Here is a 15,738-nt window from a genome sequence, read left to right on the forward strand (position 1 = left end):
GTCGTCTGAAATTGCAGATGGAGAAGTGATGAGTGAGCCGGTGATTCGTGTCGAAGGGGCGCGGGTACATAATCTGAAAAATATCAGTCTGGAGATCCCCCGCGAAAAGCTGGTGGTGATCACCGGCGTATCCGGTTCGGGTAAATCCTCTCTGGCTTTTGATACCCTCTATGCTGAGGGGCAGCGGCGTTATGTTGAGTCACTCTCGGCCTATGCACGTCAGTTCCTCGGTATGATGGAGCGCCCCGATGTTGATGCTATCGAGGGGCTATCACCTGCCATCTCGATTGAGCAGAAGACCACCAGCCGTAATCCGCGCTCCACTGTCGGCACCATCACCGAAGTGTATGACTATCTGCGCCTGCTCTTTGCCCGTATTGGTCAGCCCTACTGCCACGGCTGTGGCAAACCGATCACCTCGCAGCCGGCCAGTGTGATTATTGATCAGCTGGAGAAGCTGGATGAGGGGGCCAAGGTGCAGCTGCTGGCCCCGATTGCACGCAATAAGAAGGGTGAATTTCGTAAAGAGCTGGAGAAGGCGGGCAAAGATGGTTTTGTGCGCGTGCGTATTGATGGCGAAGTGATGCCAATTGAAGATGCGCCGGAGCTGCAGAAGCATATCAAACATAATATCGAGCTGGTGGTTGACCGGCTGGTGATCCGCGATGGTATCCGCACACGCCTGGCCGATTCGGTGGAGACTGCCCTGCGTTTCGGCGAAGGCATGATGATCGCGCTGATTGCCCACTCTTCAAATCAACCCGAGGAGCAGCTCTTCTCTGAGCGCTTTGCCTGCCCGGATTGCAATATCTCCTATCCCGAAATTGAGCCGCGTCTCTTCTCGTTTAACTCACCGGTGGGTGCCTGCCCCGCCTGTGATGGTCTGGGCAGTACAACGGTGTTTGATCCGGCACTGGTGGTGCCGGATGAGATGCTGTCGATCGCCGATGGTGCGATTGAGCCGTGGGCCGGTCGTGAAACATTTATGTATCGCCAGACACTGGAGGCGGTAGCAGCGTTTGTCGGCTGTGATATGGAGACTCCGTTTAACCAGCTCTCCGAGGCTGCCCGCAAGGTCTTTCTCTACGGCAGTGGTCGCGAAAAGATCCAGTTTATCTATGAGACACCGGGGCAGAATCGTACGGTTGAGCGTCCGTTTGAGGGGGTGATCCCCAACCTGGAGCGGCGCTGGCGCGAAACCGGTTCCGATGATGTGCGTGAGGCGCTCGCCAAATATATCGATACCATCAACTGCCCGAGCTGTGCCGGGTCACGACTGACAAGGGCGGCACGCCATGTGCGTATTAATGACAGATCACTGCCTGAGATTGTGGCCATGCCGCTGCGTGAAGCTGTGCAGTGGATCAATGCACTGACACTCTCCGAGCAGCAGACGACGATTGCCGAGAAGGTGGTTGAAGAGATCTCTGCTCGACTCGGATTTATGATCGAGGTGGGGCTGGATTATCTCTCGCTGGAGCGCACATCCGGTACACTCTCCGGTGGTGAGGCGCAGCGAATACGCTTGGCCACACAGATCGGTTCTGCACTGGTTGGCGTGTTGTATATCCTTGATGAGCCCTCTATCGGCCTGCATCAGCGGGATAATGATCGCCTGCTGGCCACACTCAGGCGTTTAAGAGATCTCGGTAACAGTGTGATTGTGGTTGAGCATGATGAGGATGCGATCCGCAGTGCTGATTGGGTGATCGATATGGGGCCACTGGCCGGTGAGCATGGCGGTGAAGTGGTCGCGCAGGGCAGGTTGAACGATATTCTTAAGGCGAAAACATTGACCGCCGACTACCTCAGTGGCGTCAAAGCGATCAAGGTCCCCAAACGCCGTAAGGTGCTGAAAAAACATGATATGATCGGTGTTGAGGGTGCCAGTGAGCATAATCTGAAACAGGTCACGGCGCAGTTTCCGCTTGCCCGCTTCTCCTGTGTGACAGGGGTCTCCGGTTCCGGGAAATCGACACTGACCAACGATACCCTGTTTCGCGCTTTGGCTCGCGCCAAGGGTTTGAAAACCGAGCGGGTTGGCAGTCATGCCGGGCTGATCGGGGATAGTCTGATCGACAAAATTATCGATATCGATCAGGGGCCGATCGGTCGCACGCCACGCTCCAATCCGGCCACCTATACCGGCATCTTCACTCCGATTCGTGAGCTGTTTGCACATGTGCCTGAATCACGTGCCCGGGGTTATAAGCCGGGTCGTTTCTCTTTTAATGTCAAAGGGGGGCGCTGTGAGGCTTGTCAGGGTGATGGCATCATCAAGGTGGAGATGCATTTTCTGCCTGATGTCTATGTGCACTGTGAAACCTGTCAGGGTAAACGTTATAACCGCGAAACCCTCGATATCCGCTACAAGGGCAAAACCATCGATGAGGTGCTGCACATGACGGTGGAGGAGGGGCTTGAGTTCTTTGCCGCCATTCCATCCCTGAAAAACCGGCTGACCACGCTCTCTCAGGTGGGGCTGGGTTACATTCAGCTCGGGCAATCGGCCACCACCCTCTCCGGTGGCGAAGCCCAGCGTGTCAAACTCTCCAAGGAGCTGGCCCGCAAGGCGACCGGTGACACCCTCTATATCCTTGATGAGCCGACCACAGGCCTGCATTTTCATGATGTCGCCAAACTGCTTGATGTGCTGCATGCGCTGGTGGATCGCGGTAATACGGTGATTGTCATTGAACACAATCTCGATGTAATCAAAACCGCCGACTGGATTGTTGATATGGGACCGGAGGGTGGCGATAAGGGTGGTACGGTTGTGGTTGCCGGAACCCCTGAGCAGGTCGCTGCCTGTGATCAGTCGTGGACAGGCAGGTATTTGAAGGAGCACATTGCGGTCAATTGAGTTCGTTTAATGTCGTCATAAGGGATGAATAAGATGAGTATGAAGGGCAATCTTTTTGGTGGTATGACGGCGGCGGTGATCGCGCTGCCGCTGGCTCTGGCCTTTGGTGTTGCAAGTGGAATGGGAGCTACTGCCGGCTTGTATGGCGCTATTGTTCTCGGGTTTGTGGCGGCATTGGTTGGTGGAACAGCAACGCAGATCTCCGGCCCGACCGGCCCGATGACGGTCATGATCGCCTCAGCAGTTGTCGCGCTCAATGGTGATGCAGGCATGATTGCGGCCACTGTTTTTCTGGCCGGCCTTTTTCAGCTGCTGTTTGGTTTTGCCAGAGTCGGGGAGTTCGTTCGATATATCCCCTATCCGGTAATCTCCGGGTTCATGAGCGGTATCGGTGTCATCATTGTTGTCTTGCAGCTCAATCCGTTTCTCGGCGTGGCAAGCGAAGCTTCCGTATTGCATGTGCTGGCCTCACTGCCGCAGAGTGTTGCAGAGACCAATATGGATGCCTTTGTGCTGGCTCTGCTCTCTCTGGCGATCGTTTTTTTTACGCCTTCATCACTCAGTCGTTGGCTGCCATCACCCTTGATCGCACTGCTGGTGTTGACTCCGGTAAGCGCACTGTTCGATTTGCAGGTCGCCACGATTGGCAATATTCCTGCCGGGCTACCTGATTTCGTGATGCCTTCATTCTCACTGGCTCAGATCAGTGTCATCATGCCGCTTGCTTTTACGCTGGCCGTGCTGGGAACCATCGATTCGCTCCTCACCTCGATTGTCGCAGATTCATTGACTCAGACGCGCCATCGCCCCAATCGGGAGCTGTTTGGGCAAGGGCTTGGTAATGCGTTATGTGCTTTTGTCGGCGCTATTCCCGGTGCGGGGGCTACGATGCGTACGGTGATCAACATCAAAAGCGGCGGCACCACCCACCTCTCAGGGATGTTTCACGCGCTGGTTTTGCTGCTGATCATTATCTTTTTTGCACCGCTGGCCTCAGCAATTCCACTTGCTGTACTGGCAGGTATTCTGATCAAAGTCGGAATCGATATTCTTGATTATCGCTTTATCGAGGTGTGGCGCGAAAGTCCGCGTCACGATCTGGCGATCATGGGCGCGGTCTTTTTCGTTACTGTCTTCATTGATCTGATTACGGCTGTGCTGATCGGGGTGGTTCTTGCATCACTCTCCATTGTCTACCGCATCACGCAGGCCACTCAGATCAATCTGGTCAGCAAGGGGGCTGCCGGAGAGACGGTGGAGTTACCCGATCATACCCGGCTGATTCGTGTTGAGGGGGCTTTCTTCTTTGGCTCCAGCAGTGCTTTTGAACATCAGGTGAATATGGCGCTTGATACCAAAACCATGATTATCGATATATCCGCCGTTCCATTCCTCGATATCACTGCCATCTTTACGCTTAAGGATCTTCTGGCAACCCTGAAACGGAGTGGTGTTGAGGTTTATATCGTTGCCAGGAGCGAGCATCAGGATCAGTTGAAGCGGTTGAATATCGGCAGGCTGTTCGATATCGATAACTTCTCTCTGTCGCTCGAGGAAGTGACCGGAAGATTGAAGCTGTAGTGGCGATCCGGCCATTATCTGAATATGCACCTGTAATTGCGAATGGATTGCATTAAGGCTCGCTGCTAGGTTGCTGGCATGGGTGATCTGGAAGAGAAACTGAACGAATTACGCGTTGCGATTGATGCGGTTGATGATGAGGTGCTGGATCTGATCCGCAAGCGTGCGCAACTGGCCGCGCAGGTGGGTGAGGCCAAGCAGAACAAGGGCAATGCGCCATTTTATGTGCCGAGCCGTGAGGCCTCGATTATTCGCCGACTGCTGGCACGCAACGCTGTTGCTGCAGAGGCATCACACGAAACCAAGATTTCCGATGAGGCGATCCACGGTATCTACCGCGAGATCATCGGTGCCTGCCTGGCACTGGAGCATCCGATGACCATCGCCTACCTCGGCCCTGAAGGCACCTTTAGCCATACCGCTGCTACGCGTCAGTTTGGTGCAACACCAAAGTATCTGCCCTGCAGTTCGCTGGAGCTGGTGTTTGATGAAGTTGAAGCAGGCCGTGCCACCTATGGCGTTGTACCTGTCGAAAATGCGTTTGAGGGGGCGGTAACGCCAACGCTGGATCTCTTTGCTGATATGGAGCGCAACGTATTCATTTGTGCTGAAGTGCAGCTCTCGATCCACCATCATCTCTTCACCTATGCCGATTCACTTGATGAGATTGAGGTGGTGCTTTCGCATCCGCAGCCGCTGGGTCAGTGCCGTAACTGGCTGGCCTCACACCTGCCGAATGCGCAGATGATGGACTCATCCTCCACCATTCGTGCCGCGCAGATTGTCGAAGATGCAAAAGCTCACGGTTCCGGTTCGCTGGACTGGAAAAAGTGTGCTGTCATTGGCCCCTACTCGATTGTTGACCGGTCGGAGCTGCCGCTGGTAGAGCGCAATATTGAAGATTATCATGATAATACGACCCGTTTTTATGTGATCGGTCAGCACGATTCACCGGCCTCAGGTGAGGATAAGACATCACTGGTGATGTCGATCAAGGATGAGCCGGGTGTACTGCATAACCTGATCGCATCCTTTGCCGGTCGCGGCATCGGCCTGACCCGTATTGAGTCCAGACCATCGAAGAAGAAGCTCTGGGAGTATGTCTTCTTTGTTGATGTGCAGGGCCATCGTGATGATACAAATGTAGCTGAAGCGATAGCCGAGATTCAGGCTAAACCGGGCGGATTTATTAAGGTGCTGGGTTCCTATCCGGTCTCCAAACCTCTGTAAAATTCATTTTTTTTACCACTAAGACACTAAGGCACAAAGAAAACCTGGGAATAAAGGGCTTATTAAGCAGTGAGTAGAGTAGTGACATGTCTCAATACAAACAAAACAGAAGATTATCTTTGTCTCTCTGTACCTTTGTGGTTCAGGGATAGGGTTGGGTTATGAGTATGGATTGGATGGCACGGGCTGTGCCGCAAACTGCAGGGCTATACCCCTACGTGCCGGGCAAACCGGTGGAGACACTGTTGCGCGAAAAGGGGCTCTCCCGTGCCGTGAAACTGGCCTCCAATGAGAACCCTTATGGCCCCTCTCCCAAGGCAGTCATCGCCATGCAAAATGCTGCAGCGGGTGTGAATCGCTACCCCGATGGTGATGCCAATCTGTTGAAAGAGGCACTGGCCGCATTCCACCATGTGAATCGCGATCAGCTGCTGCTGGGCAATGGCTCCAATGAGGTGCTGGATATCCTGATCCGTACCTTTGCCGGCGCCGGTGATGAGGTGGTCTTCTCCAGTCGCGGTTTTATTGTCTATGCGCTGGCTGCGCAGGCGGCAGGAGCTACTTCGGTGTCGATACCCGAGGCGGACGGCCTGACGCACGATCTGGATGCCATGGCTGCAGCCGTGACTGAGAAGACCAAAGTGGTCTGTGTTGCCAATCCGAATAATCCGACCGGCACGCTGCATGGCAACAGCGCACTGCAGGCCTTTCTCGACAAGTTGCCGCGCAATGTGGTGGTGATTATCGATGAGGCCTATTACGAGTTTGTTGCAGATGAACAGGGTGATTCGGTGCATGAGCTTTCCCATCCCGGCCTGGTGATCAGCCGCACCTTCTCCAAGGCCTATGGGCTGGCGGGATGCAGAGTCGGCTATGCTATTGCAGATGCTCAGATCGTGGCGCTGGCCAACCGTTACCGTGAACCGTTTAATCTTAATCTTCTGGCTCAGGTTGCAGCTGTTGCGGCACTGGATGATCGTGAGTGGGTGATGGCACGCGTGGCGGATAACAATAGCCAGCGAGAGCGGCTTGAGTCTGCTCTCAAGACACTGGGGCTGCTTGGTGGCCGCTGCTTCGGCAACTTTGTGCTGTTGCAGCACAGCCAGTGCGCTGAAATTTTGCGCAGGCTGGAAGATAGGGGCATCATCCCACGCCCGCTGGCACCTTATGGCATGGCAGATTATCTGCGCATCTCGGTAGGCAGCGCAGAAGAGAATAGCGAATTTCTGCAGGGCTTGAATCTCATTCTTGCAGAGCTTCAGGAGTAGTTTGTGTCCAACGCCAATAAACCACTGATTGGTCATCTTGTCATTATCGGCGTCGGTCTTATCGGCGGCTCGGTAAGCCTTGCCCTGCAACGGGCGGGTATTGTCGGTCGTGTCACCGGCGTTGGTCGCAGTCGCGACAATCTTGAGCTGGCACAGAAGCTCGGTGTTGTTGATGGCTGGAGCCACGATGTGGCTGAGGCGGTGCGTGACGCTGATGTGGTGCTGCTGGCGGTGCCGATGAACGCCTACGCCGCTGTTTTTTCTGCCATGGCTGATTCACTACCCGCATCTGCTGTGGTCACCGATGCCGGTAGCACCAAACAGAGTGCTATTACAGCTGCCCACGCCTGCCTGCCAAATCCACAGCGTTTTATCGCTGCCCATCCGATTGCCGGAACAGAACAGTCCGGTGCCGGTGCCGCTTTTGCCGAACTGTTTGATAGGCGTCTGACGGTGATCACACCCGAGCAGGATTCTGATGCAGAGGCTCTGGCACTGGTTCAGCAACTCTGGGAGCAGACAGGTAGCCGCGTGGTCACTATGGATGCGTCAGAGCATGATGAGTTTCTCGCTTCGGTCAGCCATCTGCCGCATCTGGCAGCCTTTGCACTGGTTAATGCCGTGAGCAGGCAGAAACGGGACGGGCATGACCCTTTCTGTTTTGCCGCCGGTGGCTTCCGCGATTTTACCCGCATCGCTTCATCCTCGCCTGAGATGTGGCGCGATATCGCGTTGAGTAACCGCGATGCACTGTTGAGTCAGCTTGATGCCTTTCAGCAGGAGTTAAACGGACTGCGAGAGGCGCTGCTGGCCGATGATGCTGAGAGACTGTTGAATGAATTTACTGCCGCCAGAGAAGCACGCGAAACGTGGCTGGCCAAACATGGGGAAGGTTTATAATGGAGATCGGTGGAACACTGATTGCAGGTCCTGCCAAAGGGCCACTGAAAGGGGAGATTACTGTCCCCGGAGATAAATCGATGTCGCACCGTTCGGTGATGCTCGCCGCACTTGCCGATGGCGTCACAGAGATTCACGGCTTTCTGCCCGGTGATGACAACGTCGCTACCGCGCAGATGTTTATCGACATGGGTGTGAAGATCGAGTGGCTCAACAGTGAGAGAACTGCTCTGCGTGTGTTTGGTGTTGGTCTGCACGGGCTGCAACAACCTGAGAAGATGCTTGATGCCGGTAATGCAGGCACCTGCGTGCGGCTGATGACCGGCATTCTGGCTGGTCAGGAGTTTGAGAGTACGGTGACTGGTGATGCCAGCTTGTGTAAGCGCCCGATGAAGCGTGTGGTTGATCCCGTGCGCAAGATGGGAGCAACGGTAACTGGCAACGATGACGGCAATCTGCTGCCGATCACCATCTGCGGTGGCAAGTTGAAGGCGATTCACCATGTTTCCGAGGTGGCCAGTGCGCAGGTGAAGTCGTGCGTGCTGCTGGCAGGCCTCTACGCCGATGGTGTAACAAAAGTAAATGAGCCGAAACCGACACGCGATCATACCGAGCGTATGCTGCCGCTGTTTGGGCAGCCGGTAGATGTGGCTGAAGATGGCACGATATCAATCGATCCGAACAACAGACTGACTGCCCCAGAGAGTGTGGTCGATATCCCTGCAGATCCATCCTCGGCCTGCTTCTTTGCAGTGGCGGCAAGCCTGGTGGATGGCTCGGATGTGACGCTGAAATCGATTGGTATCAATCCTCGCCGTGATGGCTGGCGTCGGGTGATGGCGGATATGGGCGCTAAGCTCACGCTGGAGAATGAGGCGAAAGTGGGCGAAGAGCCTGTCGCTGATGTTCGTGTTCATTCCGGTGGTCTGCATGGCATGCATGTGGATGCCGATGATGTGCCGGATGCCATTGATGAGTTTCCGGTGATCTTTGCAGCAGCGGCTCTGGCCGATGGTGAGTTCGTGCTTGAGGATGCTGAAGAGTTGAGGGTGAAAGAGTCCGACCGCATCAGTGCTATGGCCGATGCCCTGAGTGCAGCAGGCGCTGATATTGATGAGCGTCCGGATGGCGCACGCATTCGCGGTCTGGCACAGCTGAAAGGTGGCGCCGATGTTGATGCGCTCGGTGATCACCGTATCGCCATGGCGATGGCCGTGGCGGCACAGCGGGCTGAGGGTGAGATTCGTATCCATAATGCTGCGGCGATTGCCACCAGTTTCCCCAATTTTGTGGCGCTGGCACAGAGTATTGGCATGAATGTGCGCTGGCAGGATGAGGTGTAACGCGTGAGCCGGTGGCAGTTAACACCTGGCCTGCAGCTTGCCCTTGATGGCCCTTCGGGTTCAGGCAAAGGCACGGTGGCTAAAATGGTGGCTCGGGAGCTTGGTCTGCCGGTGCTCGATACAGGGCTGCTCTACCGCCTGATAGGCGGGCTTGCCCTGCAGCGCAATATCGCACTGGATGATGAGCAGGCGCTGGTGGCACTGGTTGAGGAGATGCTGCAGAAGGTGGAGTGGAGTGTGCACGGCATCGCTTTTGATGGTGAAAACTGGACAGATCGCCTGCGCAGTGAGGCGATTGGTCATGCCGCCTCAAGTGTGGCTGCGCTGCAGCAGGTGCGTGACAGGCTGCTCGGATTGCAGCGAAAAATTGCCCAATCCGGCTGTGTGATGGATGGCCGTGATGTGGGTACGGTTGTGCTGCCCGATGCGCAGGCAAAGTTCTTTCTTACCGCTTCTGTACGTGAGCGGGCGCGGCGGCGCTGGGCGCAATTGAAAGATGATGGCGGTAGCTCGCTTGATGCAGTGGTGAATGAGCTTAAAGTGCGTGACCAACGCGATAGAGAGCGTCAGCATGCACCACTTAGGCAGGCTGATGATGCGATTGTCATCGACTCGACAACAATGCGGGTGGATGAAGTGGTAGATCGGATGCTGGGGGTTCTGGAGCGGCGGGGTTTGATCAGCTCCTGAAAATAGAAAACGAACACAATACTGAATAACAATTCGCATGAATTGAACTAGGATGGATAACGATATGAGTGAAGCCAAAACATTGGAAGTAGCAGCTGAAGTGGCTGAAGTGGCTGAAGTGGCTGAAGTGGCTGAAGTAGCTGAAGTAGCTGAAGTAGCTGAAGTGGCTGAAGTGGCTGAAGTGGCTGAAGTAGCTGAAGTAGCTGAAGTAGCTGAAGTAGCTGAAGTAGCTGAAGTAGCTGAAGTAGCTGAAGTAGCTGAAAATGAAGAAGAGTCGTTCAAACAGATGTTTGAGGCTTCACTGAAAGAGCATCCTGAAGTTCGTCGCGGTGAGATGGTCACCGGTATGATTGTTGGTATCAACGCTGATGCTGTGATTATGGATGTAGGCGCCAAAGCCGAAGGTTCGATTCCCAGGGCTGAATTTAGCGAAGCCGGTATGGAACTGCCTGCGGTTGGCGACATGATCAGTGCCATGGTGCAGTCCGTTGGTGGTTCAGCCGGTGTGAAGCTCTCGGTGCTCTCGGCACGCAAGATTGAAGCCTGGGGCGCGATTGAGGCGGCAGCAGCAAGTGGTGAAGCGATTGATGCTGTGATTACTGCAGAGGTTAAAGGCGGTTTCCGTGTTAATCTCAACGGTCTCTCTGCATTCATGCCTCGCTCTGAAGCTGATACCGATATGCATGTGAATTCCGAAGCACTGGTAGGCCAGAAATGCAAGGTGGCTGTGCTTGAGGCGCGTCGTAAACCTGAAAATGTTGTTGTCTCACGTAAAAAGCCGATGGCTGTTGAGGTTGAGGCGCAGCGTGAGAAGTTCTTTGAGGGCAAAGCCGTTGGTGACAAGCTCTCCGGTGTAGTGCGTCGCATGACCGATTTTGGTGCATTTATCGATCTTGGCGGCGTTGATGCGCTGCTGCATGTCTCTGATATCTCCTGGCGTCGCATCCAGAAACCTTCTGAGATGCTCACTGTTGGTCAGAAAGTAACCGTTGAAATTGTGAAGCTGAATGCAGAGACCGGCAAGGTATCTGTGTCGATGAAAGCGCTGCAGTCAGACCCGTGGGAGAGCGTGGCAAGCACCTATGAAACTGGCATGCGCCTGACCGGTACTGTACGCCGTCTGCTCGATTTCGGTGCTGTTATTGAACTTGAGCCGGGCATTGAGGGTATGATTCACCGCTCTGAGCTGAGCTGGACCAAGAAAGATGTCAAACCTGCGCAGGCCCTCTCTGAAGGCGATGTGGTTGATGTGGCTGTACTGGAAGTGGATGCGGATGCGCGTCGTATCCGCCTGAGTCTGAAAGCGGTCAGTGATAACCCGTGGCAGCTCTGGTTGGCTGACAACCCGATCGGCTCTCACGTGAAAGGCAAGGTCAAGAATATCACCGATTTCGGCTTCTTTGTGCCGGTAGGTGCTGATCTTGATGGTCTGGTTCACATGGAGAACCTCTCATGGGAGAAACATGGTGCCGAGGCACTGGCAGATTTCAGTAAAGGCCAGGAGGTTGAGTGTGTGGTGCTGGGTGTGGATGTTGAGAAACAGCGCATTGCACTGGGTATCAAACAGCTCTCCAGTGATCCGTTCGAACTCTTCCTGGAAAATGTAAAACGTGGCGACAGCGTCAATGGTAAAGTCCTTGAGATGAAACCAAGTGGTGCAGTGATCTCACTCAGTGAGCATGTCACCGCATTCCTCTCCAAACGTGAAATTCCGCGTGATCATGCGGAGCTGAAAGAGGGAAGTGAGATCGAAGCGAAAGTGATCGATGTTAATCGCAAGCGCAGGCAGGTGGATCTCTCCATCAGTCAGCAGATTCGCGATGAAGAGCGTGATGCAATGCGTAACTATTCACAGCAGGCCGCAGGCAACTCGACGCCTTCAGCGCTGGCGCTGGAGCTGCAGCGTAAACTGCTGGGTAAAATTGACGCAAAATAAGCGGCGAATCAAAAGCGAAACTTGCGAATCGCGATTGATCTCTTATGCTCATGGGTTCAATCGGAGGGTGTTATGACGAAATCGGAACTGGTAGAGATTATTGCTGAGAAACAGGGCGGTATTACACGTCGTGAAGCTGAGGTGGTGGTCAATACCATTCTGTCGGTCATTGGTGATGCACTCGCCTCAGGTGGTCATGTGGAGCTGCGCGGTTTTGGCAGCTTCTCCACCAAGCAGCGCAATGCCCGTCTGGGACGCAATCCGAAAACAGGTGATTCAGTCGTTGTACCCGCTAAAACAGTACCCCACTTTAAACCGGGTAAAGAGCTGCGCGAGCGGGTAGGAAGCGCTGCCTGAGGATCGATCGCTTAACCATGCAGGGGCTTAACTCTGTAAACTGGATCAACGTTCTGCTGGTGATCGTACTCTCATCGTTTGCAACGATGTTTGCCATGGCCAATCTGACGCCGATTCAGCTTCACTTTCTCGGTGTCAGCAGTGGTTCTGTTCCGCTCTATATCCCGGTATTTTCTGCTTTTATGCTCGGCTTCTTTGGCGGTGTACTGGCGCTTACATTTTCCCGGCGCAAACATAAACATGAGATAGCCAGGCTTAAGCAGGAGAATGAGCGCCTGCAGCGTGAAGTGGATAATCTGCGCAATATCCCGCTGCAAGACGACGTATGAATACACTGCTGTTAGCCATTACCGCCATTGCGCTGGTAGTGCTGGTGGCGCTGGTGCTGCGACCGCTGCAGGAGCCGGAAAAAGCGGAACCTGAAGAGGATGAGCGCATCTCACCACTGCTGCGCGGTATCAACTATCTTCTCTCTGATGAACCCGATCTTGCCCTGCAGGAGATGGTGCAGGTGGCCCGATTGCGTTCGGAAGCGGCCGATGTCTATATGGCACTTGGTGAGATGTTCCGCTCCAAAGGTGAGATTGGTCGTGCAGTGCGTATCCATCAGAATCTGTTGGCACGCCCTGATCTGCCGCGCTCGCTACATCTGCAGGCGCATCTGGCACTTGCACTCGATTTTCAAACCGGCGGTCTGCTTGATCGTGCTTTGATGCAGTATCAGAAGGCGCTCGATATCCGTTCTGATCATGCCGGTGCTCTGGAGGCGAGTTTGAGAATTCGCGAGCAGAGCAGCGAGTGGTTGCTGGCTGAAGAGCTGCTATCGCGCTTGGAGCGGGTACGCAACGAATCCTATAGCTCGCATCGTGCTTACCTCTTTTCAGAGATGGCCAGCCAATGCTGCAGAGAGAAAGATCGCGATGGTGCAGCAGAGTATGCAGCCAGAGCACTGGAGCTGGATTCTGCCTGTGCGCCAGCCCGTATGGTTGAGATTGAGCTGGCACTGCAGGCGGCCGATGATAAGGCCGCAGAGGCGGGTGTTGGCGCACTGTGGCAGCACTCCCGTGAACACTTTCCGCTGGTTATCTCGTTGCTGGTTACCTATGAAACATTCTATAAAAAGCGTGGCATCGATCTGTTGCGGAGATTTTGTCAGCAGGGCAGGGATGCCGAGCTGGTTCTGACCTGGCTGGAAGTGGTGGCCAATCGTTTCTCGCGTCAGCAGGCCATGGCGCTCTGTAGTGAGCTGGCCTTTGTGCCGGGCACACTGCGCGAGTCGCTCCGGCTGCAGGCGTTGATGGGTGAGGAGGCTGATCCGCACGCCGAGTTTTCGCGGCAGTGGCGGCTGACCGCCAAGAATTACAGTTGTGAAGAGTGTGGAGTTGAGGTGGTTGCGGTGCGCTGGCAGTGCCCGCAGTGCCACGCCTGGGGAACACTGCACCCGAAACAGAAGGAGAAGGTTTGATGCAGGATCGGTTGATGGTCGCGCTTGACGTGGATGATCGTGAAAAAGCACTGCTAATGCGTGACAGGGTTGGTGATTCGGTGGGCTGGCTGAAGGTGGGTCTGCGTCTGTTTGTGGCTGAAGGGCCTGAGTTGGTACGCGAACTGAACCGCACCCATAAACTGTTTCTCGATCTGAAATTTCATGATATCCCGAACACCGTGGCACAGGCGATTGAGAGTGCCGGTGGTCTGGGTGTGGATATGGTTAATGTGCATGCCGGTGGTGGTGAAGAGATGCTGGCTGCCGCTGCAGCTGCTGCCAAAGCCTTTCCGGATATGAAGCTGATCGCCGTGACCGTGCTGACCAGTGATCCGATGCCCAAAGCGCAGGCGCGGGAAGTCGCCTTGCAGCGTGCGAAGATGGCGCTGGATGCAGGACTTGATGGTGTGGTCTGTAGTGTGCATGAGGCGCGTGCCATCAAAGATCTCTGTGGCGACGATTTTATCACCGTAACACCTGGTATCCGCTGGGGCGGGCAGGATGTTCAGGATCAGAAACGGGTTGCCGACCCGGCCTCTGCCATTGCCAATGGTTCCGACTATCTGGTGGTTGGCCGTCCTATCCTGCATGCGGAAAACCCGGCTCAGGCGGCACAGGAAGCTGTGGCGATGATGCAGTCAGCAGCCTGAAATTGTGACTGCTCCTGCTGATTACGAATCGATTCTGGCCCCCTATGCCTGCCGCAGTATTCATTCGCGAGGCAGGGTCCATCCCGAGCCTGAATCTCCGCATCGAAATGCCTATCAACGCGATCGTGATCGCATTATTCACTCGGCATCATTTCGCAGGCTGGAGTACAAAACTCAGGTTTTCGTTAATCACGAAGGCGATCACTACCGCACACGTCTGACCCACTCCATTGAGGTGGCTCAGATCGCTCGCTCCATCTGTCGCTCGATGCATCTGCATGAAGATCTGGCAGAGGCGGTAGCACTGGCCCACGATCTTGGTCATACCCCGTTTGGTCACTCAGGCCAGGATGCGCTCGATGAGATGATGAAACCCTATGGTGGTTTTGAGCATAACCGTCAGTCCTTGCGGGTGGTTGAGCAGCTGGAGCACAAATATGCGGCTTTTACCGGCCTGAATCTCAGCTATGAAACCCGCGAAGGCATTGTTAAACATCACTCGGCCTACGACACCCCCAAAAATCGCGATCTGGCCCATTTCAATCTGCATGAGCAGCCGCCACTGGAGGCGCAGATCGGTAATCTGGCCGATGAGATCGCCTACAATAATCACGATATCGATGATGGCTATCGCGCCGGCATGCTCACTGTTGATGGTCTGCTACAGCTTGAGCTGTTTCGCATTCACTATGAGCAGGTGCAACAGGAGTTCCCTGATGCCAGTGAGCGACTGAAGGTGAACGAGACGGTTCGCCACATGATCAATTTTCTCATTGTTGATGTGATTAAAGAGACGTTGCGCCGCATCGATGAGGCTGGTGTAAAGAGTTTTGATGATGTGCGTGCCGCTTCAAAAACGCTGGTAAGTTTAAGCAAGCCGGTGCGCCAGATGAACGGTGAGATGAAAAAGTTCCTCTTCAAAAACATGTATCGCCACTACCGGGTGGCACGCATGTCCAACAAAGCTGAACGGGTGATTCGCGAAATCTTTGAGGTCTACATGCAGCATCCGGCCATGCTGCCGGAGAATCAGCAGCTTGAACTTGAGGCTGCAGCCGCACTGCCAGATGGCGGGCTGACCCCCAACCGGCAGGCAAGAATCATCGCCGACTACATCGCCGGTATGACCGACCGTTACGCACACGAAGAGTACGATCGCCTTTTCAACGTCAGCGCCCGCCCTTAATTCATCCCCTTTAACTCGGCTGTGCGGTCACCGCTGTGCAGCTCTCGGTGCCGGTCTCTTTGTGGTGATGAACGGCCACATCTTCCGCTGGGATGATGTCAGCAAGAATCGCGGTGAAGGCATTTTTCAACGGGCTTATCTTTAAGGCAGGTGGAATGACTCCAAGGCACCAAATGCTGCATTGCAAGACCTGACCCTCCAGTTGACTCCAGTGTGTTTTATATATCGGGTCGGACCAAGTTAAAGCA

Annotated in this window: 13 protein-coding genes; all 13 read left to right on the forward strand. The window is 54.7% G+C overall.

Annotated elements, in window-relative coordinates; translation table 11 throughout:
* Window positions 1-28: 28 nt before the first annotated feature.
* The 13 genes from uvrA (at window position 29) to F3F93_RS08645 (ending at window position 15,490) form a co-directional block, all read left to right on the forward strand.
* Complete coding sequence (gene uvrA / locus F3F93_RS08585; protein WP_176958766.1) at window positions 29-2,863, forward strand: excinuclease ABC subunit UvrA; 2,835 nt, start codon at window positions 29-31, stop codon at window positions 2,861-2,863.
* Between the two features lie 33 nt (window positions 2,864-2,896).
* Window positions 2,897-4,444: a SulP family inorganic anion transporter gene (locus F3F93_RS08590; protein ID WP_176958767.1), complete on the forward strand. Its 1,548-nt coding sequence runs from the start codon at window positions 2,897-2,899 to the stop codon at window positions 4,442-4,444.
* 78 nt (window positions 4,445-4,522) lie between these two features.
* Window positions 4,523-5,674: a prephenate dehydratase gene (gene pheA, locus F3F93_RS08595; RefSeq protein WP_176958768.1), complete on the forward strand. Its 1,152-nt coding sequence runs from the start codon at window positions 4,523-4,525 to the stop codon at window positions 5,672-5,674.
* Window positions 5,675-5,835: 161 nt separating this feature from the next.
* Window positions 5,836-6,942, forward strand: coding sequence for a histidinol-phosphate transaminase (gene hisC, locus F3F93_RS08600; RefSeq protein WP_176958769.1), 1,107 nt, complete (start codon window positions 5,836-5,838; stop codon window positions 6,940-6,942).
* A gap of 3 nt (window positions 6,943-6,945) precedes the next feature.
* Entirely contained in the window at window positions 6,946-7,842 is an 897-nt protein-coding gene (locus F3F93_RS08605) for a prephenate dehydrogenase/arogenate dehydrogenase family protein (protein WP_347239235.1), read from the forward strand.
* On the forward strand, window positions 7,842-9,185 hold the full coding sequence (aroA, locus tag F3F93_RS08610) for a 3-phosphoshikimate 1-carboxyvinyltransferase (protein ID WP_176958770.1): 1,344 nt from the start codon (window positions 7,842-7,844) through the stop codon (window positions 9,183-9,185). Before F3F93_RS08605 ends, aroA begins: the two co-directional genes overlap by 1 nt.
* Before the next feature lie 3 nt (window positions 9,186-9,188).
* Entirely contained in the window at window positions 9,189-9,875 is a 687-nt protein-coding gene (gene cmk / locus F3F93_RS08615) for a (d)CMP kinase (protein WP_176958771.1), read from the forward strand.
* A gap of 64 nt (window positions 9,876-9,939) precedes the next feature.
* Entirely contained in the window at window positions 9,940-11,811 is a 1,872-nt protein-coding gene (locus tag F3F93_RS08620; RefSeq protein ID WP_176958772.1) for a 30S ribosomal protein S1, read from the forward strand.
* Window positions 11,812-11,883: 72 nt separating this feature from the next.
* Window positions 11,884-12,168, forward strand: a complete 285-nt coding sequence (locus F3F93_RS08625) for an integration host factor subunit beta (protein ID WP_176958773.1) — start codon at window positions 11,884-11,886, stop codon at window positions 12,166-12,168.
* 17 nt (window positions 12,169-12,185) lie between these two features.
* The gene (locus tag F3F93_RS08630; protein ID WP_176958774.1) at window positions 12,186-12,497 is read left to right on the forward strand and encodes a LapA family protein; all 312 of its coding nucleotides are present in this window, start codon (window positions 12,186-12,188) and stop codon (window positions 12,495-12,497) included.
* On the forward strand, window positions 12,494-13,633 hold the full coding sequence (locus F3F93_RS08635; protein WP_176958775.1) for a heat-shock protein: 1,140 nt from the start codon (window positions 12,494-12,496) through the stop codon (window positions 13,631-13,633). Before F3F93_RS08630 ends, F3F93_RS08635 begins: the two co-directional genes overlap by 4 nt.
* Window positions 13,633-14,304: an orotidine-5'-phosphate decarboxylase gene (gene pyrF, locus F3F93_RS08640; RefSeq protein WP_241697063.1), complete on the forward strand. Its 672-nt coding sequence runs from the start codon at window positions 13,633-13,635 to the stop codon at window positions 14,302-14,304. The genes F3F93_RS08635 and pyrF overlap by 1 nt, the downstream gene beginning before the upstream one ends.
* A gap of 4 nt (window positions 14,305-14,308) precedes the next feature.
* Window positions 14,309-15,490 (forward strand): deoxyguanosinetriphosphate triphosphohydrolase, encoded by a 1,182-nt coding sequence (locus F3F93_RS08645; protein WP_206675408.1) that lies wholly within the window; start codon window positions 14,309-14,311, stop codon window positions 15,488-15,490.
* Window positions 15,491-15,738: the final 248 nt, after the last annotated feature.

The organism is Mariprofundus sp. KV (assembly GCF_013387475.1).
Lineage (GTDB): Bacteria > Pseudomonadota > Zetaproteobacteria > Mariprofundales > Mariprofundaceae > Mariprofundus.